The organism is Azospirillum tabaci, from assembly GCF_014596085.1.
GTDB classification, from domain to species: domain Bacteria; phylum Pseudomonadota; class Alphaproteobacteria; order Azospirillales; family Azospirillaceae; genus Azospirillum; species Azospirillum tabaci.
Genome location: NZ_JACCJY010000028.1, coordinates 1 through 25,894 on the forward strand (window position 1 = coordinate 1; position 25,894 = coordinate 25,894).

Sequence of the window (25,894 nt, forward strand, 5' to 3'; positions counted from 1 at the left end):
GGCGGCTCGCAGGCGCCCATTTCCGAAGGCGCGCGCTGGATGCAGATCGTCGTCGGCATCGTCTGCATGGTGGCCGCGGCCAACATCCAGTATGCCTGGACGCTGTTCGTGCCGGAAATCCAGGCCACCCATGGCTGGACCCGCGCCTCGATCCAGACTGCCTTCACCGTCTTCGTCGTCGTCCAGACCTGGCTGACCCCCATCGAAGGCTACTTCATCGACCGCTACGGCCCCCGCGCCATCGTCGCCTTCGGCGGCGTGATGACCGGCCTCTCCTGGATCATCGACAGCTACGCCGGCTCGCTCGGCATGCTCTATGTCGGCTCGGCCATCGGCGGCATCGGCGTCGGCTGCGTCTACGCCACCTGCGTCAACAGCGCGCTCAAGTGGTTCCCGGACAAGCGCGGCCTCGCCGTCGGCCTGACCGCGGGCGGCTACGGCGCCGGCTCGGCCGTGACCATCCTGCCGATCGCCAACATGATCCATTCCTCGGGCTACCAGGCGACCTTCTTCTGGTTCGGCCTGCTGCAGGGCACGATCATCCTCATCGCCGCCTTCTTCCTGCGCGCTCCGCAGAAGGATCAGGTCAAGGCCTCGACCAAGGTCCTGCAGTCCCGCCGCGACTACACGCTGAAGGAAGCGCTGCAGACGCCGGTCTTCTGGGTCATGATGGTCATGTTCATCTGCACCGTGTCGGGCGGCCTGATGGCGGTGGCCCAGCTCGGCGTGATCGCCCACGATCTGGGCGTCAAGGAAGCCCCGATCAGCCTGTTCGGCATCACCATGGCGGCTCTGCCCTTCGCGCTGATGCTCGACCGCGTGATGAACGGCATCTCCCGTCCGCTGTTCGGCTTCATCTCCGACCACATCGGCCGTGAAGCGACGATGTTCATCGCCTTCACCTTCGAAGGCCTCGGCATCCTGATGCTCAGCCGCTTCGGCCACGACCCGATCATGTTCCTGATCCTGTCGGGTCTGGTGTTCCTGGCCTGGGGCGAAGTGTACAGCCTGTTCAGCGCGACCTCGGCGGACACCTTCGGCACCAAGCATGCGGCGAAGATCTACGGCGTGCTGTACTGCGCCAAGGGCGTCGCGGCGCTGCTGGTCCCGCTGGGCAACCTGCTGATGGAAGCCACCGGCACCTGGGCGACCGTGCTCTACATCTGCGCCACCATGGACCTCATCGCGGCCTTCTGCGCCATCGCGGTCTTGCGGCCCATGCTGCGCAAGCACCACGCCCGAAACGCCGAGCTCGCCGCCCGGCAGGGCGCGGGGGGGCTGGCGGTGCAGACCGGCCACTGATCGGTCCGCGCACAACGGGTTACTGCCCTCGGAGAAAGGCCGCCGCGCGCACCCCGCGCGGCGGCCTTCTTTCATTCCAGGAAGAAGGGACGGTTGTGGCCCTCGCCGGACTGGTTGAAGCGGTCCGACGACCAGAGGCCGTCCGGCTGCTCGTCCTGCGGATCGGAAGTCCACTCGTCGTCCTCCCGCATCAGCAGGGTCAGGCCGTGGCCCATCAGGCCGGCCAGGGCGACGAAGGCGATCATCTGGGATTCGAGCATGGGACGGGCTCCGGGCACTCGGGAGGGGCTTTGCTTCTTGTTGTGAAGCAGCATAGCGGCCCGGCTCAGGCTGCGCAATGGGATTTTGTATACCAGATAATGGATACCAGAACCGCAACAATTGCATTGATCGGGTGGGATTCGCCGTGAATCGCGTTGACGTGGGTGGGGCGGATCGTTCAGCATGGCGACGTTCCAAGGGGAGCCCCATAGCACGGGGCTGAGATGATGCCGTAAGGCGCCGAACCCTTTGAACCTGATCCGGGTCGTACCGGCGTAGGGACAGGAACAAACGGGCCACGGTCACGCGCACCCTATCGCGCACCCCTTTATGGGGACCGCTCCGGTCGTCCGTTCTGCCGCTCCGTCACACCCGGGTCTCCAACGATCCTATGTGCGATGGAGATCCAAGCAGATGCCCGACTCTCTTCCCCCCGCTTCCCAACAAGCCACGCCGTCCGACCATTTCTCGGTGACGACCGGCCCGCTGCCGTCGTCCAGCAAGGTCCATGTGGCGGGGGAGCGCTTCCCCGACCTCCGTGTGGCGATGCGCGACATCCATGTCGGCGGCGGCGAGCCGCCGGTGCGCGTCTACGACACCTCCGGCCCCTACAGCGATCCCGCCGTGCAGACCGACATCCGCCGCGGCTTGGCGGAGCTGCGCCGCTCCTGGATCGAGGGGCGCGGCGACGTCGAGGCCTATGAGGGCCGCGAGGTCCGTCCGGAGGACGACGGGCTGCGCGCCGGCGAGACGCGCGCCGTGCCCGTCTTCGACCGCGCCGGGCGCCGTCCGCTGCGCGGCAAGCCGGGCCGGGCGGTCACGCAGATGGCCTACGCCCGCGCCGGCATCGTCACGCCGGAGATGGAGTACATCGCCGTCCGCGAGAATCTGGGCCGTCGGCGGATGGCCGAGGCAGCGGCGCGGGACGGAGACGATTTTGGCGCCTCCATCCCCGACCATGTGACCCCGGAGTTCGTCCGCGACGAGGTGGCGCGCGGGCGGGCGATCATCCCGTCCAACATCAACCACCCCGAATCGGAGCCGATGATCATCGGCCGCAACTTCCTCACCAAGATCAACGCGAACATCGGCAACTCCGCCGTCGCCTCCTCGGTGGGGGAGGAGGTGGACAAGATGGTCTGGTCGATCCGCTGGGGCGCGGACACCGTGATGGACCTGTCCACCGGCCGCAACATCCACACCACCCGAGAATGGATTCTGCGCAACAGCCCGGTCCCCATCGGCACCGTTCCGATCTACCAGGCACTTGAGAAGGTCGGCGGCAAAGCCGAGGACCTGACCTGGGAGATCTTCCGCGACACGCTGATCGAGCAGGCGGAGCAGGGGGTGGACTACTTCACGATCCACGCCGGCATCCGTCTGGCGCACATCCCGCTGACCGCCAAGCGCACCACCGGCATCGTGTCGCGCGGCGGCTCGATCATGGCGAAATGGTGCCTGTCCCACCACCGCGAGAGCTTCCTCTACGAGCGGTTCGAGGAGATCTGCGAGATCATGAAGGCGTACGACGTCGCCTTCTCGCTGGGCGACGGGCTGCGCCCCGGCTCCATCGCCGACGCCAACGACGCCGCCCAGTTCGCCGAGCTGGAGACTCTGGGCGAGCTGACCAAGATCGCCTGGAAGCACGACGTGCAGGTGATGATCGAGGGGCCGGGCCATGTGCCCATGCACAAGATCAAGGCCAATGTCGACAAGCAGTTGGCGCTGTGCGGCGAGGCGCCTTTCTACACGCTCGGGCCGCTGACCACCGACATCGCGCCGGGCTACGACCACATCACCAGCGCCATCGGTGCCGCCATGATCGGCTGGTTCGGCACGGCGATGCTCTGCTACGTCACGCCGAAAGAGCATCTGGGGCTGCCGGACCGCGACGACGTGAAGGTGGGCGTGGTCACCTACAAGATCGCCGCCCACGCCGCCGACCTCGCCAAGGGCCATCCCGGCGCCCAGGAACGCGACGACGCCCTGTCGCGCGCCCGCTTCGAGTTCCGTTGGCGCGACCAGTTCCACCTGTCGCTCGACCCGGAGACGGCGGAGCGCTTCCACGACCAGACCCTGCCGGCAGAGGGGGCGAAGGTTGCGCATTTCTGTTCGATGTGCGGGCCGAAGTTCTGCTCGATGAAGATCACGCAGGAGGTGCGGGAATACGCCAACTCCGGCATGGCCGAGATGTCGGAGAGCTTCCGCGCCAAGGGCGGGGAGATTTACCTGGAGGAAGGGCAGGCGGCGGACTAGCGCCCGAAATGGAAAGGGGACGCCCTTGCGGGCGCCCCCTCGCTTCGGCTCCTTCCCCAAGCGGGGGGAGGGGAAGAGAGCGTCAGGGCGTTGCCGTCACGCTCCGGCCGTTGGGCGTGCCCAGCGACTCGGCGGCCATGCGGTTGCGCATCGGGCGCAGGACGAACAGCGCCAGCACGGCGGCCAGCGCGTTGACCCCGGCGGCCAGCAGGAAGACGGCGTGCCAGCTTCCCGTCGCGTCGGCGATGATGTTGGCGAAGGGGATCAGCAGCGCCGCGGTGCCCTTGGCGGTGTAGAGCAGGCCGGCGTTGCTCGCCGCGAACTTCGACCCGAAGGTGTCGGCGCAGCAGGCCGGGAACAGGCTGTAGATCTCGCCCCAGGCGAAGAAGACCAGACCGGTCAGCAGCACGAAGGCCACCGGGTCGCGGCCGTAGAGGCTGAGCGCGACGATGCCCACCGCCTCGATCGCGAAGGCGATGAACATGGTGTTCTCGCGCCCGATGTGGTCGGACACCCAGCCGAAGAAGGGACGGGTCAGCCCGTTCAGCACCCGGTCGATGGACAGGGCGAAAGTCAGGGCGGGCAGGGTCAGGCCGAGGATGCTGACCGGCGCGTGGGCCAGCCCGAAATCCTGGGCGATCGGGCCGAGCTGCGCCGTCGCCATCAGCCCGCCGCCGGCCACCATCACGAACATGGCGTACATGACCCAGAAGACCGGGGTGCGGACCATCTGGCTCGGCGTGTACTGCCGCTGCGCGGGCGGGGCGGAGTATCCGCCGCGGGCGAGCGGAGCGGAGGGCGGCGCCACCAACAGCCAGGCGAGCGCGAAGACGACCAGCCCCTGGCCCAGCCCGAAGGCCATGAAGGTCGCCTCGTAGCCCGAGGTTTCGATCATCGTGGCGATTGGCACGACCGTCAGGGCGGAGCCGGCTCCGAAGCCGGCCGCGGTGATCCCGGCCGCCAGACCGCGCCGGTCGGGGAACCACTTCAGCGCGTTGCCCACGCAGGTGCCGTAGACGGCGCCCGCCCCGATGCCGCCGATGGCCGCGGCGACGTAGAGCACGAGCAGCGAGTCGGCCACGGCGTTCAGCGCCCAGGAGGCGGCGCAGAGCACCGAGCCGAACAGCACGACGATCCGCGGGCCGAAGCGGTCCACGAACCAGCCCTCGACGGGCACCAGCCATGTTTCGGTGACGATGAAGATGGTGAAGGCCACCTGGATGGCCGCACGGCCCCAGCCGTGCTTGTCGTCGATGGGTTCGACGAAGAGGGTCCACCCGTACTGGAGATTGGCGATCATCGACATGCAGATGACGCCGGCAAGCAACTGCATCCAACGCCCGCCGACAGGCAGAGCGCTCCGCGCACCGGTTTGGCGCATATGGTTCCTCCCGGATGGTCCGCTATCTCGTTCTTGTCCTGGCGCGCGCGGGGTGCGTTCGGTGCCCGACCGCTTCGCTTTGTCCTTCGAACGGGGCAATCCGGTTGCATGCCGTTGGCATGCCAGACGCCGTATTCGTGATGCCTTGACGGTGAGTGTGGCGGATGATCCGTGGAGTCAGCAAGAAATTTTCGTGAGCGGGCGCCGCTCTGGCCATAAGTGATATATTAAATCGGCCGGCGGTGCCCCGCCCGTCACAGGACCAGAACGGCGCGGAAGTCGTTGACGTTGGTCAGGGTCGGCCCGGTCACCAGCAGGTCGCCGAGCGCGCTGAAGAAGCTGTAGCCGTCGTTGTCGGCCAGCCGCTCCTTGGCGTTGACGCCGACCTCGGCGGCGCGGGCCAGCGTGTCGGGGCCGAGCAGGGCGCCGGCGTTGTCCTCCGTCCCGTCGATACCGTCGGTGTCGGCAGCCAGGGCGTGGACGCCCTTCATCCCGTCCAGCGCCACGGTCAGTGCCAGCAGGAACTCGGCGTTGCGCCCGCCGCGTCCCTTGCCGCGCACGGTCACCGTGGTCTCGCCGCCGGACAGCAGGACGCAGGGCTTGGCCGCCGGCTGGTCGTGCTCGACGATCTGGCGGGCGATGCCGGCATGGACGAGCGCCACCTCGCGCGACTCGCCCTCCAGCGCGTTGCCGAGGATGACCGGGGTGACGCCGGCCTTGCGGGCGACCTCCGCCGCGCGTTCCAGCGCCATCTGCGGGGTGGCGACGAGGATGGTGCTGACGCGCTCCAGCCGCGGGTCGCCGGGCTTCGGGCTCTCGTCGCGCCCGGCCAGCAGATGGTCCATGACCGGCTGCGGCGGGGTGATGCCGTACTTCTCCAGCACGGCCAGCGCGTCGGCGTAGCTGGTCGGGTCCGGCACGGTGGGGCCGGAGGCGATCACCGACAGATCGTCGCCCGGCACGTCGGAGATGACCAGCGAGACCACCCGCGCCTTGGTTGCTGCGGCCAGTCGCCCGCCCTTGATTGCGGACAGGTGCTTGCGCACGCAGTTCATCTCGGTGATGTTCGCGCCGGAGCGGAGCAGCGCCTTGGATACCGCCTGCTTGTCGGCCATGCTGATACCCGGCGCGGGCAGGGCGAGCAGGGCGGAGCCGCCGCCGGAGATCAGGCAGAGCATCAGGTCGTCGGGGCCGAGCGAGGCGGCGATGTCGAGGATGCGCTTCGCCGCCTGCTGGCCGGCCTCGTCGGGGACGGGATGCGACGCCTCGACCACCTCGATCCGCTCGCAGGGCACGTTGTGGCCGTAGCGGGTGACGACCAGCCCGGACAGCGGACCCTTCCAGTGATCCTCCACCGCCTTCGCCATGGAGGCCGCGGCCTTGCCGGCACCGACGACGACCGTGCGGCCCTTCGGCGGTTCCGGAAGGTGCGGCGGCACGCACAGCGCCGGCTGCGCCGAAGCGACGGCGGCGCGGAACATGTCGGTCAGGAGCGCGCGGGGGTCGGTGGTCGTCATGGTCTGGTTCTGTCCCTTCCCTGAGCCGCGCCGTTCACCGGCGCCGGTCCTCATGTGCTGGGAATGCTAACGGATTTGGCGCGGGGGGCAATGGGGGAAGTACCCCTCTCCCGTCCCGGGAGAGGGTGCCCGCGAAGCGGGCGGGTGAGGGTCGCGCAAGGATCAAGGCACTGTTCCTTGGCGGCACCCTCACCCTCCCATGCTATGCATGGGCCCCTCCCTCTCCCGGGGCGGGAGAGGGAGATAAAGAACAACTTCACTCCGCGGGTTCGGTCACGCGGTGGTTCTGGCCGATCTCGTGGTTGGCGAGCAGCTCCAGCGCGCGGACCATGCCGGAGTGGTCCCAGGCCTTGCCGCCCTGGGCCGCGCAGGCGTTGAACAGCTCCTGGCAGGTCGCCGTGTTGGGCAGCGACACGCCGAGCGCGCGGGCACCGGACAGGGCCAGATTCAGGTCCTTCTGGTGCAGCTCGATGCGGAAGCCCGGATCGAAGGTGCGCTTCACCATGCGCTCGCCGTGCACCTCCAGGATGCGCGAGGAGGCGAAGCCGCCCATCAGGGCCTGACGGACCTTCGCCGGGTCGGCGCCGGCCTTGGACGCGAACAGCAGGGCCTCGCCCACCGCCTCGATGGTCAGGGCGACGACGATCTGGTTGGCGACCTTCGTCGTCTGGCCGTCGCCGTTGCCGCCGACCAGCGTGATGTTCTTGCCCATCTTCTCGAACAGCGGCTTCACCGTCTCGAAGGCCTTGTCGGGACCGCCGACCATGATGGTCAGCGAGGCGGCCTTGGCGCCGACCTCGCCGCCGGACACCGGGGCGTCGAGGTAGTCACAGCCCAGCTCGTTGATGCGCTGGGCGAAGGCCTTCGTCTCGATCGGGGAGATCGAGGACATGTCCACGACGATCTTGCCGGCCGACAGACCCTCGGCGACGCCGTTCGGGCCGAACAGGGCGGCCTGCACATGGGGGGTGTCGGGGACCATCGTGAAGACGATGTCGGCCTTCTGCGCCACCTCACGGCTGGAGCCGCAGGCCGTGGCGCCCTTGGCGAGCAGGTCTTCGGGGGCCGGGTTGATGTCGTAGACGAACAGGGTGTGGCCGGCGTCGGCCAGATGACCGGCCATGGGGCGGCCCATGATGCCGAGACCGATGAATCCAACGTTCATGGCTGTGTCCTCAAATCTTCTGTGTTCGGGCGGTCGAAAAAGGGGTGGGCGATCAGGTGGCGGCCCTCAGGCGGCTACGGTCTCGCTGGGGGTGGCGGCGCGCATCCAGCCCAGCCCTTCGCTGGTCCCCTTGGCCGGCTTGTACTCGCAGCCGACCCAGCCGTCGTAGCCGATCCGGTCGAGCGCCGCGAAGACGAAGGGGTAGTTGATCTCGCCGGTGCCCGGCTCGTTGCGGCCGGGATTGTCGGCGATCTGGACATGCGCGATCTTCGGCAGCAGGCGCTGGATGGTCGGGACGAGGTCGCCCTCCATGATCTGCATGTGGTAGACGTCGTACTGGATGAAGAGGTTGTCGGAGCCGACGGCCTCCAGGATCCGTTCCGCCTGCGCGGTGTTGGTCAGGTAGAAGCCCGGAATGTCGCGGGTGTTGATCGGCTCGATCAGGAAGCGGATGCCGGCCTGCTTCAGCGCCTTGGCGGCGAAGGACAGGTTGTCCACGAAGGTGCGCTCCAGCGCGTCCGCCGCCACGCCCGCCGGGGCCTTGCCGGCGAGGCAGTTGATCTGCTTGCAGCCCAGCGCCGTGGCGTACTCGATGGCGCGGCCCACCCCGTCCTGGAACTCGCCCACGCGGTCCGGCAGGACGGCGATGCCGCGCTCGCCCGCGTCCCAGTCGCCCGCCGGCAGGTTGTGCAGGACCTGGGTCAGCCGGTTGGCGGCCAGCCGCTCGACCAGCGCATCCTTCTCGAAGGCGTAGGGAAACAGATACTCGACCCCGGTGAAGCCGTCCTTCGCCGCCGCGGCGAAGCGGTCGAGGAAGGGCAGCTCGTTGTAGAGCATCGTCAGGTTGGCGGCGAACTTGGGCATGTCTCTCTCCCGGATGGTCGTTTCGGGCCGGATGTTCGTTACGGACTTGGCCGGTTGGCGGTCAGGATCGAAGGGCGATGGCGGAGGCGTCAACGCGACGTCCGCCTTTTTCCACCCTGCGGAACTGTGGATCTGGCGGAGCCGCGTGCCCCCACCCTGACCCTCCCCCGTTTCGCAGGGGAGGGGATTTGGGCGCGCGGCGTGTTGATCAGACCCGCACCAGCTCCGGCTCGTCCGCGGGCACGTCCAGCACGTCCTCGAACTCGGTGATGTTGTTGATCTCCGTGCCCATGGCGATGTTGGTGACGCGCTCCAGGATGACCTCGACGACCACCGGGACCTGGAACTCGTCCATCCAGGCTTGCGCCTGGGCGAAGGCGGATTGCAGGTTGTCCGGGTCGGTGACGCGGATGGCCTTGCAGCCGAGTCCCTCGGCCACCGCGACGTGATCCACGCCGTAGACGCCGATCTCCGGGGCGTTGATGTTCTCGAAGGAGAGCTGGACCTGGAAGTCCATCTGGAAGGCGCGCTGCGCCTGCCGGATCAGTCCGAGGTAGCTGTTGTTCACCAGAACGTGGATGTAGGGCAGCTTGAACTGCGCGCCCACCGCCAGCTCCTCGATCAGGAACTGGAAGTCGTAGTCGCCGGACAGCGCGACGATCTTGCGCTTCGGATCGGCCACCCGCACGCCGAGCGCCGCCGGCAGGGTCCAGCCGAGCGGGCCGGCCTGACCGCAATTGATCCAATGGCGCGGCTTGTAGACGTGCAGGAACTGCGCGCCGGCAATCTGCGACAGGCCGATGGTCGAGACGTAGCAGACGTCCTCGCCGAAGGCGCTGTTCATCTCCTGATAGACGCGCTGCGGCTTGATCGGCACGTTGGCGAAGTCGGACTTGCGCAGCATGGAGCGCTTGCGGACCTGGCAGGTCTTCACCCACTCCGACCAGTCGCGCAGCTTGCCGTCGGCCTTCCACTCCTTCGCAACCTCGATGAAGAGGTCGAGCGCCGCCCCGGCGTCGGAGACGATGCCCAGGTCCGGTGCGAAGACGCGGCCGATCTGGGTCGGCTCGATGTCCACATGCACGAACTTGCGGCCCTTGGTGTAGACGTCGACCGAGCCGGTGTGGCGGTTGGCCCAGCGGTTGCCGATGCCCAGCACGAAGTCCGACGCCAGCATGGCGGCGTTGCCGTAGCGGTGGGCGGTCTGGAGACCGACCATGCCGGCCATCAGCGGGTGATCGTCCGGAATGGCGCCCCAGGCCATCAGGGTCGGGATGACCGGCAGGCCGGCGACCTCGGCGAACTCGACCAACCGGTCGCTGGCGTCGGCGTTGATGATGCCGCCGCCGGCCACCAGCAGCGGACGCTCCGCCGCGTTCAGCATGGACAGCGCCTTCTCCACCTGGGCGCGCGTCGCCGCCGGCTTGTAGGTGGGCAGCGGCTCGTAGGCGTCGGGATCGAACTCGATCTCGGCCATCTGCACATCGATCGGCAGGTCGAGCAGCACCGGGCCGGGCCGGCCGGAGCGCATCAGGTGGAAGGCCTGCTGGAAGGCGTAGGGGACCTGCCCCGGCTCCAGCACGGTGACCGCCCACTTGGCGACCGGCTTGGCGATGGACGGGATGTCCACGGCCTGGAAATCCTCCTTGTGCAGGCGGGCGCGGGGCGCCTGGCCGGTGATGCACAGGATCGGAATGGAGTCGGCGGAGGCCGAATAGAGGCCCGTGATCATATCGGTGCCGGCGGGGCCGGAGGTGCCGATGCACACGCCGATGTTGCCGGCCTTGGCGCGCGTGTAGCCTTCGGCCATATGCGACGCGCCTTCGACATGGCGCGCAAGAACGTGGCCGATGCGGCCGTTGCGTTGCAGCGCCGCGTAGAACGGATTGATGGCCGCTCCGGGGACGCCAAAGCAAACGGACACACCTTCCTTTTCCAGGACATGCACCGCCGCTTCAATCGCCATCATCCTAGCCATGGCTTGGTCTCCTCCCTCGCGTAACGGGTCGCTGTTGCGTTGGATTGAGCTTTCATCAGCGGGGCGGCTATTGGCAAAGTGTTGGCGAATCCTTTCCGCGTGATGGAAATCGCGCCGAACGGGGCAGTCCTTCACGGCGCCGCGGACAATTATGCTGCACTTGCACAGTCCCGATGGCGCTGTCATCGTGATCGGATGATGGCGATCCCGAGTCCCCGCCTCCTGGCGATCACGGACCGGCGGCAGGCGGCGCAGCCCTTGCCGGATCTGGCGGCGCGTCTGTTCGCCGGGGGCCTGCGCTGGCTGTCGCTGCGGGAAAAGGATCTGGACGAGTCGCGGCAGGTCGCCCTGGCCCATGCGCTGGTGGAGCGGGCACGGCCCTGGGGGGCGCTGGTCACGCTGCACGGCGATCCGGATCTGGCGCTGGCCGCCGGGACCGACGGGGTGCATCTGCCGGAAGGGGCCGACGTGGCGGCGGCGCGGCGGCGGCTCGGCCCCGGCGCCCTGGTCGGGCTTTCGGCCCACGACGCCGAGGGGATTCGGCGGGCCGCGGCGGGCGGGGCGGACTACGTCACGCTGTCGCCCATCTTTCCGTCGCCGAGCAAGCCGGGCTACGGCCCACAGGTCGGGACGGAAGGGCTGGGACGCCTGGCCGCGGACTCCACCCTTCCCATCATCGCGCTCGGCGGTGTGGAGTCGGGCAATGTTGGAGAGTGCTTGGCCGCTGGAGCCGCCGGAGTGGCGGTCATGGGCGGGTTGATGCGGACGCCGGACCGCCTGTCCGATCTGCTCAAGGCCTTGAAAGGATGAAGACGGGAAGAAAAGGCGCCGGTTGAAACCGCCCTTTCTTTATCGTGGTTCTGGACTTTTCAGCCGGAAATGTGCATCTGGTATCTCATATACGAAAACGATGCGATGCCTTTCGCACGACCGGGCCGGCGCACAGTGGGGTGCTTCCGGACGGCCAGCATTGAGGAACGGTGCCGACCATGAACCCTCCGCCGATCAACGTCCAGCCGCTCGACACCGGAACGACCTTCCGCAGCCAAGCGTACCACGCGTTGAAGCAAGCCATCTCGCAAATGGACATTTACGACCATAACGACGAGATCCGGCTTGAGGAGCGGCAGCTCAGCGAGTTGCTGGGCGTCAGCCGGACGCCGATCCGCGAGGCGCTGACCCTGCTGGAGCAGGAGGGGTTCATCCGCCTCCAGCCCCGCCGGGGCATCTTCGTCATCCGCAAGACCAAGGCCGAGATCGTCGAGATGATCCAGGTCTGGGCGGCGCTGGAGAGCATGGCCGGGCGGATGGTCGCCCAGCAGGCCACCGACGAGGACATCCGCACCCTGTGGGACCTGTTCCGCAACTTCGAGATGCGGAACCCCAAGGAGCATGTCAACGAGTACTCCGACGCCAACATCGCCTTCCACAAAAGCATCATCCGGCTCAGCGGGTCCAAGCTGATCCAGGAGATGACCGACAACCTGTTCATCCACATCCGCGCCATCCGCAAGCTGACCATCGGCCAGGACAACCGGGCGGAGCGGTCGATCAACGACCACAAGGAAATCATCAAGGCCTTGGAACGCCGCGACGTCGATCAGGCCGAACACCTGATCCGCGACCACACGCTGGGTCTGGCGGCGCACGTCGAAAAGCATTGCGACTTCCTGGAGTGAGGGGCGACTTCCTGGAGTGAGGGTGCCCCGCCCCCGGTGAGGGGGGAAGGGCACGCACGGGTGGTCAGGCCGGCTCGTGGAGCTGTGCGGTCGTCACGCTGTTCAGACCGTTCGCGGTGATCGTGACCACGCGCAGGCTGTTGGTGGTGCCGGGCGTTCCGAAGGGGACGCCCGCCGTCACGATCAGCGACTGGCCGGGGGTGCCGATGCCCTCCTGGGCGGCGACGAGGCTGGCCCGCTCGACCATTTCCGCGAAATTCGCCACGTCGGCGGTCCAGACCGGGTGCACGCCCCAGGCCAGCGACAGCAGGCGGGCGGTGCCGCGTTCGGCGCTGAGGCCGAGGATCGGCACGGTCGGCCGCTCGCGCGAGGCGCGCCGCGCGGTGGAGCCGGTGCTGGTGAAGGTGGCGATGCCGGCGGCCGAGATGGTCTCGGCGATCTGGCGGGCCGCCGCGGACAGGGCGTCCGGGGTGGTCGCCTCCGGGCTCGGATGCTCGGAGTCCATGATGCGGCGGTAGAGGGGATCGCGCTCGACCCGGCGGATGATGCGGTCCATCATCGCCACGGCCTCCACCGGATGCTTGCCCGACGCCGATTCCGCCGACAGCATCACGGCGTCCGACCCGTCATAGACGGCGGTCGCCACGTCCGACGCCTCGGCGCGCGTCGGCGTCGGCTCGGTGATCATGGATTCCAGCATCTGGGTGGCGACGATGACCGGCTTGCCGGCGGCGCGGCTCAGGCGGATCATCCGCTTCTGCAGGCCGGGCACGTCCTCCGGCGGCAACTCCACGCCCAGGTCGCCGCGGGCGACCATCACCGCGTCCGACAGGGCGATGATCTCCTCCAACCGGGGCAGGGCGGCGGGCTTCTCCACCTTGGTCATGATGTGGGCGCGGTCGCCGATCAGGGCGCGCGCCTCCAGGATGTCCTCGGGCCGCTGCACGAAGCTGAGGCCGATCCAGTCCACACCCAGGGTCAGGCCGAACTGCAGGTCGCTGCGGTCCTTCTCCGACAGGGCGCTGAGGGCCAGCGTGGTGCCGGGGACGTTCATGCCCTTGCGGTCGGACAGGGTGCCGCCGACCATGACCTCGGTCTCGGCGTGGTCGGGGCCGCAGCTCAGCACGCGCAGGCGCATCCGTCCGTCGTTCAGCAGAAGCTCGTGGCCCGGCTCCAGGCTGGCGAAGATCTCCGGATGCGGGACGCAGACGCGGCTGCGGTCGCCGGGGGTCGGGTCGAGGTCGAGGCGGAAGCGGTCGCCGCCGGCCAGGATCACCGCCACTTCCTTGAAGGTGCCGACGCGCAGCTTCGGACCCTGAAGATCGAGAAGCACGCCGATGGGGCGCCCGACCGTCTCCTCGACCGCGCGGATCTGGCGGTAGCGTTCGGCGTGGTCGCGCTGCGTGCCGTGGCTGGCGTTCAGGCGGAAGACATCCACGCCGGCCTCGGCGAGGGCGAAGATCTGGCTGTAGGTCGAACTGGCCGGCCCCAGAGTGGCGACGATCTTGGTGCTGCGGTTGCGCTGCATGGCGCGGGCCTCCTGAGAGGGCGATGACGAGGCGGTGACTGGTCGGTGTTGGGGTGATGCTGCGACCGGGGCGGGGCGGGGGTCAAACCGACGCTATGGCTTTTCCACATAGCGGGAAGTCACACGGTTGGTTTGACCGGGGGTGAGCCGTGGGCGGACACTGAACGCCCGCGACCAGACAGGACGATGCCATGAACACGCCTGCCATCAACACGCCTGTCGAGCCGCTTCCCGCCGCCAGTCTGATCTTTCTGCGCGACAGCGTGGACGGGCTGGAGGTCTTCATGATCCAGCGGCACCGCGACCTTCGCTTCGCGCCCGGCGCCACGGTGTTCCCCGGCGGGCGGCTCGACGCGGAGGACAGCGCGCTTCCCTGGCGGGAGCTGTCCCTGCCGCTGACCGACGACATGCCGCAGCGGATGGCCGCGATCCGCGAGGCGTTCGAGGAATGCGGCCTTCTCTTGGCCGGCGGCTCCCTGGATGCGTCCATTCTCGACGGGCTGCGGACCGCGCCGGGCGGAACCTTCCTGGACCGGTTGCTGGCGGCGGGGCTGGAGCCGGACGTGGCGGCGCTGGTCCCCTTCGCCCGCTGGCTCACGCCGGAGAGCGTCTGGCGGCGCTACGACACCCTCTTCTTCCTGGCCAAGGCGCCGCCGCGCCAGACCGCGGTGGTGGACGGGGTGGAGGCGGTCGCCGGATTCTGGGGCACGCCGCGGGCCATCCTGGCCGAGGCGGAGGCGGAACGGCTGTCGCTGGTCTTCGCCACCCGTATGAATCTGCTCCGTCTGGCCGGTTGCCGCACGGTGCGGCACGCGATGGAGGAGGCCGCGCGATTCCACCCGCTGGCCCCCATCCTGCCCCGTCCCGCCGACACCCCCGAAGGCCCGGCGCTGTGCATTCCAGAAGGGCTCGGCTACCTCCTGACCCGTATCCCTCTGGAGCAGGCACGGCTGGGCTGAGCCCACAGGGAGATCGCGCATTTCCGGCCCGAATTTCTGGGCAACAATTCGCCTAAAATTCCGCTATGCGGAATTTCCCGTGCCTTTTTTCGCCGCCGAAGCGTTATCGTCGCAAATGCGACTATTTGTGCATTGCACTCAGTTCGTAAATTGGCATTATGAGGAAATAAGATATCGGTTTGACCGGAGAAATTTTCCGTTCATGTCCACTGGGTGCCTGAACACCACGCCGACGCGAGGATAGGTCCATGCTCCACCAGTCCATCATCCAAGGCTCCACCGACACGAGCGGCGCCATTGCCGTCGGTGCCGCCGTGGTTGCCGGGCACCAGGCGCTGCCGGCGGCCGGTGGACAGCGGTGGGTCTACGCCTTCGGCGGTGGTGGTGCGGAGGGGCACGGCGGCATGCTGGCGGAGCTGGGCGGCAAGGGCGCCGGGCTGGCCGAGATGGCGCGGCTGGGCGTGCCGGTGCCGCCGGGCTTCACCATCGTGGCGGAGGCCAGCCGCCGGCACCGCGCCGGGCAAGGCGGCTTTCCCGCCGGGCTGACCGCCCAGGTCGAGGAAGCGCTGACCCGGCTGGAAGCCGTGGCGGGCGCCCGCTTCGGCGGGTCGGAGAATCCGCTGCTGGTGTCCGTCCGGTCGGGCGCGCGGGCGTCAATGCCCGGCATGATGGACACGATCCTGAATCTCGGCCTGACCGACGCGACGGTGAAGGGGTTGGCGGCGCGCAGCGGCGACGCGCGCTTTGCCTACGACTGCTACCGCCGGCTGATCCAGACCTACGGCACGGTGGTGCAGGGGGTGGGCGCCCACGCCTTCGATGCGGCGCTGGAGGCCTACAAGGAGGGGCGCGGGCTGACCCGCGACGCCGACCTGAACGCCGCCGACTGGCGCGCCGTGGCCTCCGCTTATCGCGAGGTGATCGAACGCGAGGCGGGGGAGCCCTTCCCGCAGGACGCGCGGACCCAGCTTTTCGCCGCCATCGGCGCCATTTTCCGCTCCTGGGGCAACGCCCGCGCGGTGGCCTTCCGCGCGCTGCACGGCATTCCCGACGACTGGGGCACCGCGGCGACCGTGCAGGCGATGGTGTTCGGCAATCGCGGCGGCGCCTCCGGCACCGGGGTCGCCCACAGCCGCGACCCCTCCACCGGCGAGGCCGTGCTGTGCGGCGAGTTCCTGCCAGACGCCCAGGGTGAGGACATCGTGTCCGGGCTGCGCACGCCGGGGCCACTGGCTGGCGCCGACGCCTCGCTGGAGGCCGTCGCCCCCGAGGCGTTCGCCGAGCTGGGCCGCATCGCCGACCGGCTGGAGCGCCATTTCGGCGACATGCAGGAGATCGAGTTCACCGTCCAGCAGGGGCGCCTGTTCATCCTGCAGTCGCGTGCCGGCAAGCGGACGCCGGAGGCTGGGGTGCGCATCGCCACGGAAATGGCGCAGGCCGGCATTATCTCGCGGGCCGAGGCGGTGCAGCGCGCCGACCTGCCGGCGCTGGCGGACAGCCTGCGTCCCATTCCCGACCCGGACGCGCCCCACGAGGTGATCGCCCGCGGCCTGCCGGCCTCCTCCGGTGCTGCCACCGGTGCCGCCGTCTTCACGTCGGACGAGGCGATCCGGTTGGCGGCGGAGGGCGTGGCGGTGGTGCTGTGCCGTCCGGAAACCTCTCCCCACGACGTGCACGGCATGCAGGTGGCCTGCGCGGTGGTGACCGCCCGCGGCGGAGCGACCAGCCACGCCGCCACCGTCGCCCGCGCCATGGGGCTGCCCTGCGTCACCGGAGCGCGCATGCTGCGCGTCGATCCAGCGGCCGGCGTGATGACCGTGGGCGACCTGACCGTCCGGGCGGGTGAGATCATCACCGTGGACGGCGGGGCGGGCCATGTGATCCTGGGCAGCGTGCCGATGATCCGCCCCGAGCCTCCGGAAGCCGTGGCGCTGTTGCTGCGCTGGGCCGAGGGCGCCAGCGAATGATGGGGCGAATGATGGTTTGACGCCATGAAGAAAGGCCCGCCGTCCGATGGGACGACGGGCCTTCCGGCTGGGGCCTTTTCGCTTCCGCCGGGCCGCGGTCAGTGGGCGTAGACCGGGGATTCCTGAGGCGGGGGCTGGGTGTGGGCGACCATTTCGGTGAGCTGGAGCTTGGTGAAGTCGCGGGCGCTGACGACGCCGACCAGCGTGGAGCCGTCGAGTACCGGCAGGTGGCGGATGTGGTGGCGGTCCATCAGTTCCAGCGCATGGACGAGGCTGTCGTCGGGCGAGCAGGTCTGCGGCGCGCGCGACATCAGCATGAAGACCGGCGTCTTCAGGACCGAGGCGCCGCGCTCCAGCAGGGCGTAGACGACGTCGCGTTCCGACAGCATGCCGGCCACGGCGTTGCCTTCCGTCCGGCAGACGTCCTTGACCACCAGGGCGCTGATGTTTTCCGACTTCATCAACCGGATCGCCTCCTCGATGGTTTCGCCGGAACGGACGGTGACGACGCGGGATTCCTTGGTCCGAAGAATGTCGGCGACTTTCATGGCGAGCCCTCCACCAGACAGCGGGTTGCGTAAGCGCGCCCTGCACGGAGACCCCCGCGGGGGACCGGAGCTTGACCGGTGGAGCCGCGTCGGGCCGGTCGAAGGCCGTCGGCGGCACCTGGGCATCGGGCAGTGGCAGGCGATGGATATTTGGTATACCAGATGCCACGACACGTCAATGGCTAATATAGCAAACAATCAGTGAAATGACGTTTTTGTGAAGGGGCGTCGCTGGCCTTTGCCGTCGTTCCTATGGCGATTGTCAGGGTGCCCACAACGATAGCTGGCATGCCAAATACTCAGAAGGCTGACGGTGGGGGTCCGATGGTTGCCATGGTGCTGCTGATGCTCGCGGCGTTCGCATCGGGCGTTCTCAACGCCGTCGCCGGGGGCGGGGCCTTCATCACCTTTCCGGCGCTGCTGTTCGCCGGGGTGCCGCCGGTCAGCGCCAACGTGTCGAGCACCGTCGCCCTGTTCCCCGGCCAGATGGCCAGCGCCTGGGCCTACCGCAACGAGATCCGCGGCGTGACGGAGGTCAGCGTCACCGCATTCTCCGTGGTCAGCCTCGTCGGCGGGGTGGTCGGGGCCGTCCTTCTGCTGACCACGCCGGACCGCGCCTTCGCCGGGCTGGTGCCCTGGCTGCTGCTGTTCGCGACGGCGGTCTTCGCGGTGGGAAGCTTCATGCCGGCGCTGGCCGCCCGGCTGCGGCTGGGGGGACGCTCCGTTCTGGTCGTGCAGTTCGTCATCGCCATCTACGGCGGATATTTCGGCGGCGGGATCGGCTTCCTGATGCTGGCGGCGCTGACCCTGTTCGGCCTGCGCGACATCCACGCCATGAACGGTCTGCGCATCCTGTTGGCCGCGCTGATGAACGGCGCGGCGGTGGCGGCCTTCTGCCTGTCCGACGCGGTGTCCTGGCCGGAAACCGCCGTCATGGCGGTGTCGGCCATCGCCGGCGGTTACGCCGGCGCCCACGCGGCGAAGCGGGTCAGCCGCGACGTGATGAAGTGGGTGGTGGTGTCGATCGGCGTGGGGCTGACCCTGTACTTCTTCATCAAGGGCGCCGGAGCCTGAGGGCGCCCCACGCCGGGATGCCTCAAGGCTGCCCGGGAACGGCGATCGGGCGTAGCCCCTTGGCGTAGCTCTTCCACCGCTCCCGGTAGACGGCGGCGGGGGCGCGCATGCGCTCCACATCCTCGTCCGACAGCGTGCGCACCACCTTGCCCGGCGCGCCGAGCACCAGCGAGCGGTCGGGGATCTCCTTGCCCTCCGCGATGAAGGCGTGGGCGCCGATCAGGCAGTCACGCCCGATGCGGGCGCCGTTGAGGACGGTGGCGCCGATGCCGATCAGGCTGCCGTCGCCGACGGTGCAGCCGTGCAGCATCGCCAGATGGCCGATGGTCACGTTGCGCCCGATGAGCAGCGGGAAGCCCGGATCGACGTGGAGGACGGCGTTGTCCTGGACGTTGCTGCCGGCGCCGATGTGGATGCGCTCCTCCTCGGCGCGCATGACCGCGCCCCACCAGACGGACACGTCCTCCTCCAGCAGGATGTCGCCGACGACGGTGGCGCTGGGGGCCACCCAGCACTGGGGCGACAGTTGCGGGACCTTGTCGTTGAAGGCGTAGATCACCCGTTCCTCCTTCATTCTTCGCTTGGGCATCCTACCGCGGAACGGATCGGCGGCGTGAGAATGCTGCACCGCGCTATACCCATAAGAAAATTGCGTGATATGATGGGTGCGCTTGGTTCCCGACCCGTGTGAGGATCCCCATGCCGCTCTACTCCTACCGCTGCACCGCCTGCGATCATGACTTCGAAGCGCTGGTGCGCTCGTCGGACACGCCCGTCTGCGCCTCCTGCGGGTCGGCGGCGCTGGAGCGGAAGGTGGCGCGCATCGCGCCGGACACCAAGGCCGACAAGTTCCTGAACACCGCCCGCCGCGCCGCCGCCGCGGAGGGCCACTTCAGCAACTACAGCAAGGCCGAGCGCTCGCGCATCTAACGCGCGGCGCTCACGTCCCGTCCGGTATCCCGTACTTGCGCAGCTTGTTCGCGATCATCGTGTGCGAGGTGTGGAGCCGGGCGGCGAGCTTGCGGCTGGACGGGTAGCGCGGGTAAAGGCGGCGGAGCAGGCCGCGCTCGAACGCCGCCGCCGCCTCGTCCCAGCTGGACGGCTCGGCGGGCTCGCCGCCGGTTTCGGCCTCCATGCGCGCCCCGGCCAGTTCCAGGTCGGCGGCGTCGAGATAGGCGCCGTCGCTCATCGTCACGGCGCGGAAGATGACGTTCTCCAACTGGCGGACGTTGCCCGGCCAGGGATTGGCGAGCAGGGCGGCGCTCGCCGCGACGGTCAGCCGGCAGGGTGGGCGGCGGGCCTGGGCGCAGGCGCGGGCGATGAAGTGCCGGGCGAGCAGAAGGATGTCGTCGCCGCGCTCGCGCAGCGCCGGGACTTGGAGCGACAGCACGTTCAGCCGGTAGAACAGGTCCTCGCGGAAGCTGTGCTCGGCGACCATGGCGTCGAGGTCGCGGTGGGTGGCGCTGACCACGCGCACATCCACCGTCTGCTCCCGGTCTCCGCCGACCCGGCGGAACCGCCCATCGTTGAGGAAGCGCAGCAGCTTGGCCTGGAGGTAGGGCGACATCTCCCCGATCTCGTCGAGGAAGACGGTGCCGCCCTGGGCAAGTTCCAGGAGGCCGGGTTTGCCGCCGCGCTGCGCCCCGGTGAAGGAGCCGGGGGCGTAGCCGAACAGCTCGCTCTCCGCCAGACTCTCCGGCACGGCGGCGCAGTTCAGCGCCAGGAAGGGCTTGTCGCGGCGCGGGCTGGCGCGGTGGCAGGCGTGGGCGATCAGCTCCTTGCCGGTGCCCGTCTCCCCCAGGATCAGCAGCGGGGCGTCCACCGCCGCGACCCGCGCCGCCCGTGCCTTCAGCGAGCGGATCGGGGCGGACTCGCCGAGGATGCGGTCGAAGCCGCCCTCGTCAAAATTTTGCAGCGCGTTCAGCCGCTCGCCCAGCCGGCTCGGCGCGAAGAGGGTGACCACCCCGCCGGCGGGCCGCCCGTCCTCCACAATGGGGGTGGCGTCCAGCAGGAAGGGCTGTCCGTTCAACGTGACCTCCTGTCCGGCGCTGAGGCGGAAGCCGCTGTCCACCAGCAGGTCGGACAACTCCGCATCGCCGAACAGCCGCCCGAAATCGGCGCCGGTCAGGGCGGCCTCGCTGCGCCCGGCGACCGTCGCGGCGGCGGCGTTCGCCACCACGATGCGGCCCGCGCGGTCCACCGCAAGCACCGGGTCGGGCAGGGCGGCCAGCAGGGCGTCCAGGTGCAGTCGCCGCCGTGTGCCGGGCAGGATGTCGATGGGGGTGACGGACTCCACGCCCGGCACGGCGCGCAGGGCGGCGTCGAGCGCACCGAAGCCCGGCACGTCCAGTTCCGGCGCGTCGATGTGGATGTGCGGCGGGTCCACCTCCACCGCCACGACGTTCAGGCGCCGCTTGGCGAGCACGGCCAGGATCTCGTGGGCGATGCCGACCCGGTCGGCGAACAGGACGTCGATGCGCATGGCTCTTCCCGATGGAGGGGGTGAGTGTACCACGACGGGCGCATCCGTAAACATCCATGTACGCCGTAACGATTTCTATACGGATAAAGCAACTCGTTGCTTTAACTGTGTATATCTGGGGGGCAGAGAGCGCATTTCGAGCGCCGTGTAACGATTCGTATACGGCTTGGTCCGGCGCGGAACCGTCCGCCCCAGCATTTCCGCGGCATCCGGCACTTGGCATCGCGCTTGCGAATGAGATGCGAACAATTCCGTGATCTCGGGAGCCTTCACATGCGCGTCATCGTCCTCGGCAGCGGCGTCATCGGCGTTTCCACCGCCTATTTCCTGGCGAAGGCCGGGCACGAGGTCACGGTGGTGGACCGGCAGCCCGGCCCGGCGCTGGAGACCAGCTACGCCAACGCGGGCGAGGTGTCGCCGGGCTACTCCGCCCCCTGGGCTGCGCCGGGCCTGATGGCGAAGGCGGTGAAGTGGATGCTGATGAAGCACTCCCCGCTGGTGATCCGGCCCAAGCTGGACCCGGCCATGTGGTCCTGGTGCCTGAAGCTGCTGGCCAACGCAAACGAGCGTTCCTATGAGATCAACAAGGGCCGCATGGTCCGGCTGGCCGAATACAGCCGCGACTGTCTGCGCGCTCTGCGCGACGAGACCGGCATCCGCTACGACGAGCGCGCCAAGGGCACGCTCCAGCTCTTCCGCACCCAGAAGCAGGTGGACGCCGCCGCCACCGACATGGCCGTGCTGGACCGCTTCAAGGTGCCCTACAGCCTGCTGGACGTGGAAGGCTGCGCGGCGGTCGAGCCGGCGCTGCGGCTGGTCAAGGAGAAGATCGTCGGCGGCCTGCTGCTGCCGGGCGACGAGACGGGCGACTGCTTCCGCTTCACCAACGCGCTGGCCGCGCTGGCGACGGAGCTGGGGGTGGAGTTCCGCTACAACACCGGCATCCGCAAGCTGGAAAGCGACGGGCGCCGCGTCACCGGCGTGGTCACCGACGCCGGCACGCTGACCGCCGACGCCTACATCGTCGCCATGGGCAGCTACTCCCCGACGCTGGTGAAACCGTTCGGGCTGGATCTGCCCGTCTATCCGGTGAAGGGCTATTCGCTGACCCTGCCCGTCGTCGATCCGGCGGGCGCCCCGGAATCCACGGTGATGGACGAGACGCACAAGATCGCGGTGACCCGCCTCGGCGACCGCATCCGCGTCGGCGGTACGGCGGAACTGACCGGCTTCGACCTGTCCCTGCGTCCGGGCCGCCGCGGTCCGCTCGACCATGTGGTCGGCGATCTGTTCCCGACGGGTGGCGATCTTTCAAAGGCGGAGTTCTGGACCGGTCTGCGGCCCAACACGCCGGACGGCACCCCCATCGTCGGTCCGACCCCGGTGCGCAACCTGTTCCTCAACACCGGCCACGGCACGCTGGGCTGGACGATGGCCGCCGGTTCGGGCCGGGTGGTCGCCGACGTGGTCGGCGGGCGCCAGACGGAGATCGATATGGACGGGCTGACGGTCGCCCGCTACGGCCGCTCCGCCGCGACGGTCGGCCGCCCGACGGTCGGCGGCGTGGCCCGCCCGGCGGCCTGACGGGGCTTTTGCTCCCGGCGCGCCTTAATCCTGACGGGCTTGGGCGCCCTGATTCAGACGCGCGGTGTTGAACTCCTTCATGCGCGCCGCGTCGAAGGAGCCGAGCGCCTTGACCTGATCCGGCGTCGCCTGCAACGTGACGGAGGTCAGGCCCGGCTCCAGCGCCGCCGCTTTCCAGGCGACGGCGTAGGGGCCTTCGCCCTCCGGTTCCGGCGTCACCACGACGGCCCTGAGCGCGCCGTTGCGGTCGAACACCAGATCCTCCACCGTGCCGAAGAAGCCGGCCTCCGTTGCGCCGCCCGCCGTGTTGGCCGGCTGGCCGATCAGGGCGGAGACTCGCCAGTCGCCGGGCCGGCTCGCCGCCTGCTGCTGGCGCCGGATCAGGTCCAGCGTGTCGGGGCCGGTGACCGGATAGGCCAGGATGCCGTCCACCGATCCGGGCATGAGCTGGTGCCAGGGCACGGTGAAGCGCGCCTCGCCGACGTCGAGCATGCCGCTGGCCTCGATCACCGCGCTTTCCAGCCGTCCGTCCGGGCCGACGACGAGATCCACCACCTGACCAAGCTCTTCGCCGAGCAGCCCCTCGACCTCCGTCCCGACGATCACCCCGGCCCGCCAGCCTTGGTAGAGCCGTGGGTAGGACGCCTCCGTGGTTCGCACCGTTTGGGCGGACTGGGAAGGTTGAGCCTGGGCAGGTTGAGGAACGCCCAGGGTCAGGGACGTGGCGATGGCGAATGCGGCGAGGATGCCCGCCGAAGTGCCGCTGTAACGCATGGGTCTTTGCTCCCGATTGTGACGCGCGGTCCGTCAAAGGGAACATGGGGGGTGCGTGGCGGTTCCAGAGGGAACTCCCCAGAGGTACGCCGGTTGCTGACCGGACAGGCCAACCGAGGAGGTGATCCCATGGCAGGAAAGCTGGAGAAGAAGACCGTCGCGGTTCTGGCGACCGACGGCTTCGAACAGGTCGAACTGACCGAGCCGGTGAAGGCGCTGCGCAACGAAGGCGCCGACGTGCGGATCGTGGCGCCCCAGGGCGGACAGATCCAGGGCTGGAACCACCACGACAAGGCCGACCGGGTGGACGTGGACGTCACGCTCGATCAGGCGGATCCCGGCACCTTCGACGCGCTGGTGCTGCCGGGCGGCGTCATCAACCCCGACGCGCTGCGGCTGGAGCCCAAGGCCATCGATTTCGTGCGCAGCTTCGTCCAGTCGGGCAAGCCCATCGCCGCGATTTGTCACGGCCCCTGGACGCTGATCGACGCGGGCGGCGCCAAGGGCAAGCGCATGACCTCCTGGCCGTCGCTGAAGGCCGATCTCGGAAACGCCGGGGCGAATTGGGAGGACAGCGAAGTCGTCACCGACCGGGGGCTGGTGACGTCGCGCAAGCCGGATGATCTGCCGGCCTTCTGCCGCAAGATGGTCGAGGAGTTCGCCGAAGGCCGCCACAGCGGCAACCGCCACGCGGCGGAGTGAGGTGCACGTCCCCTCTCCCCGCGCTGGGAGAGGGGACAGACTCTCTAAACGGACACCAGCGGCGACAGGCCGTTCTGGATCGCCCAGACCGCAGCCTGGGTGCGGTTCTGGGCGTTGATCTTCCGCATCACGTTCTTGAAATGCATCTTCACGGTCGATTCCGTGATGTGCAGGTTGCGCGCGATCGCCTTGTTCGATTGCCCGGCGAGCAGACAGCGCAGGATCTGGATCTCGCGCTTCGACAGCTCGTTGCTGGCGGGCTGGGCGCGCTCCGGCTGCGGGCGCTCGCTGTTGGCGTTGGCGATCAGCAGGCTGGCGACGTGGGTCGGATAGACCACCTCGCCCAGCATGACCAGTTGCAGGGCGCGCAGCAGGGACTCGCTCGACATCGACTTGTTCAGGTAGGCGTCGGCACCAGCCTTCAACGACAGCGATAGCGTGCGGTCGGCGATGGCGTCGGCCAGCACGGCGATGCGGGCGCTGGTGGCGGTACGCAACCGTTTCACCCCGCCGGCCTCGTCGTTCGTCGCCTCACCCAGGGCCACCACGATCAAGTCGGGCTGCACGCCCTGCGCGATGGCCGCCTCGGCATCCTCCACCGTCGCGGCATGGTGGCAGACGCGGAAAGGGCCGCCGCCGATGAGCGTTCCCAGCGCCGCCGAAAACAGCCGATCATGGTCCACGAGCATGACGTTCCAGGTTCTCATCGAAACTCCTCCGCGACGCCACCCGTGACGAGCAGCGCACAACGCCAATCGTTGTCCGTTTCGCCTGGGAAAAGGGAAAAAAGCCGCCTTTATTGTATCGAAAAAGCGTGCTTTACGCTGGTTGTCCCGATGATTTATACGGATGGTCAGGGAGCGGCGCAAGATGCTTGGAAGAAGCTCGATACGAATGAATCATAAATGGCTTCGAAACGATAGAAATTCGCATGGCGCTGCTTCTGCAAAGTCCAAAAGAGGTATCTTTATACTTTTCCGCTGGACAGAAAGCTGGGCTGGTTTGGGGCTCTTTTGTTTTCCAGATCGGCTTTCGGCGGCTTGATGGGGTAGCAAAGCAATGGAAGTTCAGCTGCAGACGCGCGGCAAGGAGCGGTCGGTGGCCGGTAGGGCGCAGACGTTTTTGGTGGTGGACGACCATCCCTTGGTCCGGCACGGCTTCGCCCTCTCGGTGGGGGAGATCCACCCGGACGCGCAGGTGCTGGAGGCTGGCTCGCTGGACGAGGCGATGGCCATCGCCGACCGCACGCCGGATCTGACGCTGGTCCTGTTCGACCTCAATCTGGGAGACCGCAGCGGGCGCGACGGGGTGCGCCGCATGGTCGAGGTGCTGGGAAACCGGCCGCTGCTGGTCATCTCCGGGTCGGACGAGGTGGCGGACATCGTGGACAGCGTGCGGCTGGGGGCCAGGGGCTATATCCTGAAGACCAGTTCCACCGCGGTCCTGGAGCACGCGATTTCCCTGGCGCTGACCGGGGAGACCTTCCTGCCGCTGCCGCGCGCCGTTCTGTCCGGCAACGTCGCGGCGGAGGTCGCGCGCCCCTCGGGGCAGATCCTCGACCGGCTGACCGACCGGCAGCGCGACGTGTTCCAGCTTCTGCTGGCCGGTCACTCGAACAAGGAGATCGCGCGGGAGTTGGGCGTGCTGGAAGGCACCGTGAAGGTCCATGTGCGGGCGATCATGCAGAAGCTGGGCGTGCGCAACCGCACCCAGGTCGCCGTTGTGGCCGCCCGCAGCGGCTGCTTCCCAGAGGACGCCTGACGCCCTTCCCGAGCCGTTTATCCATCCGAACCATGCCTTTATGGGTAGACGGCCGGGCCCCCATTGCGGCCTGCGGAGACTTTCCGGCACTATGACGGAAACGCCCGACAGG

23 protein-coding genes and 1 riboswitch are annotated in these 25,894 nt (G+C 68.6%); of the genes, 11 read left to right on the forward strand and 12 right to left on the reverse strand.

Annotation, left to right across the window (positions count from 1 at the left end):
* On the forward strand, positions 1-1,302 hold a 1,302-nt coding region (oxlT, locus tag H0B54_RS22240; RefSeq protein WP_211109495.1), incomplete at its 5' end, for an oxalate/formate MFS antiporter.
* 71 nt (positions 1,303-1,373) lie between these two features.
* Here oxlT (H0B54_RS22240) and H0B54_RS22245 read toward each other — a convergent pair.
* On the reverse strand, positions 1,374-1,562 hold the full coding sequence (locus H0B54_RS22245; protein ID WP_038528112.1) for a hypothetical protein: 189 nt from the start codon (positions 1,560-1,562) through the stop codon (positions 1,374-1,376).
* Positions 1,563-1,750: 188 nt separating this feature from the next.
* Positions 1,751-1,863, forward strand: a riboswitch (TPP riboswitch).
* Positions 1,864-1,977: 114 nt separating this feature from the next.
* Between H0B54_RS22245 and thiC the strand changes: the two genes are divergently transcribed.
* Positions 1,978-3,819 carry a phosphomethylpyrimidine synthase ThiC gene (thiC, locus tag H0B54_RS22250; RefSeq protein WP_188262142.1) on the forward strand — a complete coding sequence of 614 codons (1,842 nt, stop codon included), beginning with the start codon at positions 1,978-1,980 and terminating at the stop codon, positions 3,817-3,819.
* 82 nt (positions 3,820-3,901) lie between these two features.
* Here the strand turns inward: thiC and oxlT (H0B54_RS22255) are convergent, their stop codons facing one another.
* From oxlT (H0B54_RS22255) to gcl, 5 genes are all read right to left on the reverse strand, one after another.
* Complete coding sequence (gene oxlT, locus H0B54_RS22255; RefSeq protein WP_188262143.1) at positions 3,902-5,200, reverse strand: oxalate/formate MFS antiporter; 1,299 nt, start codon at positions 5,198-5,200, stop codon at positions 3,902-3,904.
* Positions 5,201-5,454: 254 nt separating this feature from the next.
* Complete coding sequence (locus H0B54_RS22260) at positions 5,455-6,717, reverse strand: glycerate kinase type-2 family protein (RefSeq protein ID WP_188262144.1); 1,263 nt, start codon at positions 6,715-6,717, stop codon at positions 5,455-5,457.
* Between the two features lie 256 nt (positions 6,718-6,973).
* Positions 6,974-7,882, reverse strand: coding sequence for a 2-hydroxy-3-oxopropionate reductase (gene glxR / locus H0B54_RS22265; protein ID WP_014240287.1), 909 nt, complete (start codon positions 7,880-7,882; stop codon positions 6,974-6,976).
* 66 nt (positions 7,883-7,948) lie between these two features.
* The gene (gene hyi, locus H0B54_RS22270; protein ID WP_188262145.1) at positions 7,949-8,746 is read right to left on the reverse strand and encodes a hydroxypyruvate isomerase; all 798 of its coding nucleotides are present in this window, start codon (positions 8,744-8,746) and stop codon (positions 7,949-7,951) included.
* A 208-nt stretch (positions 8,747-8,954) separates the two neighbouring features.
* The gene (gene gcl, locus H0B54_RS22275) at positions 8,955-10,724 is read right to left on the reverse strand and encodes a glyoxylate carboligase (protein WP_188262146.1); all 1,770 of its coding nucleotides are present in this window, start codon (positions 10,722-10,724) and stop codon (positions 8,955-8,957) included.
* Positions 10,725-10,919: 195 nt separating this feature from the next.
* On the opposite strand from gcl, the gene H0B54_RS22280 reads away from it, so the two are divergent.
* Both H0B54_RS22280 and H0B54_RS22285 read left to right on the forward strand, forming a co-directional pair.
* Positions 10,920-11,534 (forward strand): thiamine phosphate synthase, encoded by a 615-nt coding sequence (locus tag H0B54_RS22280; RefSeq protein ID WP_188262147.1) that lies wholly within the window; start codon positions 10,920-10,922, stop codon positions 11,532-11,534.
* Between the two features lie 179 nt (positions 11,535-11,713).
* Positions 11,714-12,403, forward strand: a complete 690-nt coding sequence (locus H0B54_RS22285) for a GntR family transcriptional regulator (protein WP_188262148.1) — start codon at positions 11,714-11,716, stop codon at positions 12,401-12,403.
* Between the two features lie 64 nt (positions 12,404-12,467).
* Here the strand turns inward: H0B54_RS22285 and pyk are convergent, their stop codons facing one another.
* Positions 12,468-13,931 (reverse strand): pyruvate kinase, encoded by a 1,464-nt coding sequence (pyk, locus tag H0B54_RS22290; protein WP_188262149.1) that lies wholly within the window; start codon positions 13,929-13,931, stop codon positions 12,468-12,470.
* A gap of 191 nt (positions 13,932-14,122) precedes the next feature.
* On the opposite strand from pyk, the gene H0B54_RS22295 reads away from it, so the two are divergent.
* Both H0B54_RS22295 and H0B54_RS22300 read left to right on the forward strand, forming a co-directional pair.
* Positions 14,123-14,890 carry an NUDIX hydrolase gene (locus tag H0B54_RS22295; protein ID WP_188262150.1) on the forward strand — a complete coding sequence of 256 codons (768 nt, stop codon included), beginning with the start codon at positions 14,123-14,125 and terminating at the stop codon, positions 14,888-14,890.
* Positions 14,891-15,138: 248 nt separating this feature from the next.
* Complete coding sequence (locus H0B54_RS22300; RefSeq protein WP_188262151.1) at positions 15,139-16,857, forward strand: pyruvate, phosphate dikinase; 1,719 nt, start codon at positions 15,139-15,141, stop codon at positions 16,855-16,857.
* A 98-nt stretch (positions 16,858-16,955) separates the two neighbouring features.
* Here the strand turns inward: H0B54_RS22300 and H0B54_RS22305 are convergent, their stop codons facing one another.
* A complete protein-coding gene (locus H0B54_RS22305) occupies positions 16,956-17,405 on the reverse strand; it encodes a CBS domain-containing protein (protein ID WP_188262152.1) in 450 nt (149 codons plus the stop codon).
* A gap of 324 nt (positions 17,406-17,729) precedes the next feature.
* On the opposite strand from H0B54_RS22305, the gene H0B54_RS22310 reads away from it, so the two are divergent.
* Positions 17,730-18,479: a sulfite exporter TauE/SafE family protein gene (locus H0B54_RS22310; protein WP_094306266.1), complete on the forward strand. Its 750-nt coding sequence runs from the start codon at positions 17,730-17,732 to the stop codon at positions 18,477-18,479.
* 22 nt (positions 18,480-18,501) lie between these two features.
* Here H0B54_RS22310 and H0B54_RS22315 read toward each other — a convergent pair whose 3' ends face one another.
* On the reverse strand, positions 18,502-19,053 hold the full coding sequence (locus H0B54_RS22315; protein WP_188262153.1) for a gamma carbonic anhydrase family protein: 552 nt from the start codon (positions 19,051-19,053) through the stop codon (positions 18,502-18,504).
* Positions 19,054-19,178: 125 nt separating this feature from the next.
* On the opposite strand from H0B54_RS22315, the gene H0B54_RS22320 reads away from it, so the two are divergent.
* Entirely contained in the window at positions 19,179-19,409 is a 231-nt protein-coding gene (locus H0B54_RS22320) for an FmdB family zinc ribbon protein (protein WP_094306268.1), read from the forward strand.
* Positions 19,410-19,419: 10 nt separating this feature from the next.
* Here the strand turns inward: H0B54_RS22320 and H0B54_RS22325 are convergent, their stop codons facing one another.
* On the reverse strand, positions 19,420-20,961 hold the full coding sequence (locus H0B54_RS22325; RefSeq protein WP_188262154.1) for a sigma-54-dependent transcriptional regulator: 1,542 nt from the start codon (positions 20,959-20,961) through the stop codon (positions 19,420-19,422).
* 207 nt (positions 20,962-21,168) lie between these two features.
* Here H0B54_RS22325 and H0B54_RS22330 point away from each other — a divergent pair, with 207 nt between their 5' ends.
* On the forward strand, positions 21,169-22,545 hold the full coding sequence (locus H0B54_RS22330) for a D-amino acid dehydrogenase (RefSeq protein ID WP_425490079.1): 1,377 nt from the start codon (positions 21,169-21,171) through the stop codon (positions 22,543-22,545).
* Positions 22,546-22,569: 24 nt separating this feature from the next.
* Here H0B54_RS22330 and H0B54_RS22335 read toward each other — a convergent pair whose 3' ends face one another.
* Positions 22,570-23,319, reverse strand: a complete 750-nt coding sequence (locus H0B54_RS22335) for a PRC-barrel domain-containing protein (RefSeq protein ID WP_094306271.1) — start codon at positions 23,317-23,319, stop codon at positions 22,570-22,572.
* 129 nt (positions 23,320-23,448) lie between these two features.
* Here H0B54_RS22335 and H0B54_RS22340 point away from each other — a divergent pair, with 129 nt between their 5' ends.
* On the forward strand, positions 23,449-24,021 hold the full coding sequence (locus H0B54_RS22340) for a type 1 glutamine amidotransferase domain-containing protein (protein WP_188262156.1): 573 nt from the start codon (positions 23,449-23,451) through the stop codon (positions 24,019-24,021).
* A 44-nt stretch (positions 24,022-24,065) separates the two neighbouring features.
* Here the strand turns inward: H0B54_RS22340 and H0B54_RS22345 are convergent, their stop codons facing one another.
* Positions 24,066-24,728, reverse strand: a complete 663-nt coding sequence (locus H0B54_RS22345) for a LuxR C-terminal-related transcriptional regulator (RefSeq protein WP_094306273.1) — start codon at positions 24,726-24,728, stop codon at positions 24,066-24,068.
* Between the two features lie 352 nt (positions 24,729-25,080).
* Here H0B54_RS22345 and H0B54_RS22350 point away from each other — a divergent pair, with 352 nt between their 5' ends.
* On the forward strand, positions 25,081-25,782 hold the full coding sequence (locus H0B54_RS22350) for a LuxR C-terminal-related transcriptional regulator (protein ID WP_038528061.1): 702 nt from the start codon (positions 25,081-25,083) through the stop codon (positions 25,780-25,782).
* The last annotated feature ends 112 nt before the right edge of the window (positions 25,783-25,894 follow it).

Excerpts from the sequence above, each read along its gene's own strand:
- H0B54_RS22245 (WP_038528112.1), bottom strand. The coding sequence starts at position 1,562 with ATGCTCGAATCCCAGATGATCGCCTTCGTCGCCCTGGCCGGCCTGATG.
- thiC (WP_188262142.1), top strand. The coding sequence starts at position 1,978 with ATGCCCGACTCTCTTCCCCCCGCTTCCCAACAAGCCACGCCGTCCGAC.
- oxlT (WP_188262143.1), bottom strand. The coding sequence starts at position 5,200 with ATGCGCCAAACCGGTGCGCGGAGCGCTCTGCCTGTCGGCGGGCGTTGG.
- H0B54_RS22260 (WP_188262144.1), bottom strand. The coding sequence starts at position 6,717 with ATGACGACCACCGACCCCCGCGCGCTCCTGACCGACATGTTCCGCGCC.
- glxR (WP_014240287.1), bottom strand. The coding sequence starts at position 7,882 with ATGAACGTTGGATTCATCGGTCTCGGCATCATGGGCCGCCCCATGGCC.
- hyi (WP_188262145.1), bottom strand. The coding sequence starts at position 8,746 with ATGCCCAAGTTCGCCGCCAACCTGACGATGCTCTACAACGAGCTGCCC.
- gcl (WP_188262146.1), bottom strand. The coding sequence starts at position 10,724 with ATGGCTAGGATGATGGCGATTGAAGCGGCGGTGCATGTCCTGGAAAAG.
- H0B54_RS22280 (WP_188262147.1), top strand. The coding sequence starts at position 10,920 with ATGATGGCGATCCCGAGTCCCCGCCTCCTGGCGATCACGGACCGGCGG.
- H0B54_RS22285 (WP_188262148.1), top strand. The coding sequence starts at position 11,714 with ATGAACCCTCCGCCGATCAACGTCCAGCCGCTCGACACCGGAACGACC.
- pyk (WP_188262149.1), bottom strand. The coding sequence starts at position 13,931 with ATGCAGCGCAACCGCAGCACCAAGATCGTCGCCACTCTGGGGCCGGCC.
- H0B54_RS22295 (WP_188262150.1), top strand. The coding sequence starts at position 14,123 with ATGAACACGCCTGCCATCAACACGCCTGTCGAGCCGCTTCCCGCCGCC.
- H0B54_RS22300 (WP_188262151.1), top strand. The coding sequence starts at position 15,139 with ATGCTCCACCAGTCCATCATCCAAGGCTCCACCGACACGAGCGGCGCC.
- H0B54_RS22305 (WP_188262152.1), bottom strand. The coding sequence starts at position 17,405 with ATGAAAGTCGCCGACATTCTTCGGACCAAGGAATCCCGCGTCGTCACC.
- H0B54_RS22310 (WP_094306266.1), top strand. The coding sequence starts at position 17,730 with ATGGTTGCCATGGTGCTGCTGATGCTCGCGGCGTTCGCATCGGGCGTT.
- H0B54_RS22315 (WP_188262153.1), bottom strand. The coding sequence starts at position 19,053 with ATGAAGGAGGAACGGGTGATCTACGCCTTCAACGACAAGGTCCCGCAA.
- H0B54_RS22320 (WP_094306268.1), top strand. The coding sequence starts at position 19,179 with ATGCCGCTCTACTCCTACCGCTGCACCGCCTGCGATCATGACTTCGAA.
- H0B54_RS22325 (WP_188262154.1), bottom strand. The coding sequence starts at position 20,961 with ATGCGCATCGACGTCCTGTTCGCCGACCGGGTCGGCATCGCCCACGAG.
- H0B54_RS22335 (WP_094306271.1), bottom strand. The coding sequence starts at position 23,319 with ATGCGTTACAGCGGCACTTCGGCGGGCATCCTCGCCGCATTCGCCATC.
- H0B54_RS22340 (WP_188262156.1), top strand. The coding sequence starts at position 23,449 with ATGGCAGGAAAGCTGGAGAAGAAGACCGTCGCGGTTCTGGCGACCGAC.
- H0B54_RS22345 (WP_094306273.1), bottom strand. The coding sequence starts at position 24,728 with ATGAGAACCTGGAACGTCATGCTCGTGGACCATGATCGGCTGTTTTCG.
- H0B54_RS22350 (WP_038528061.1), top strand. The coding sequence starts at position 25,081 with ATGGAAGTTCAGCTGCAGACGCGCGGCAAGGAGCGGTCGGTGGCCGGT.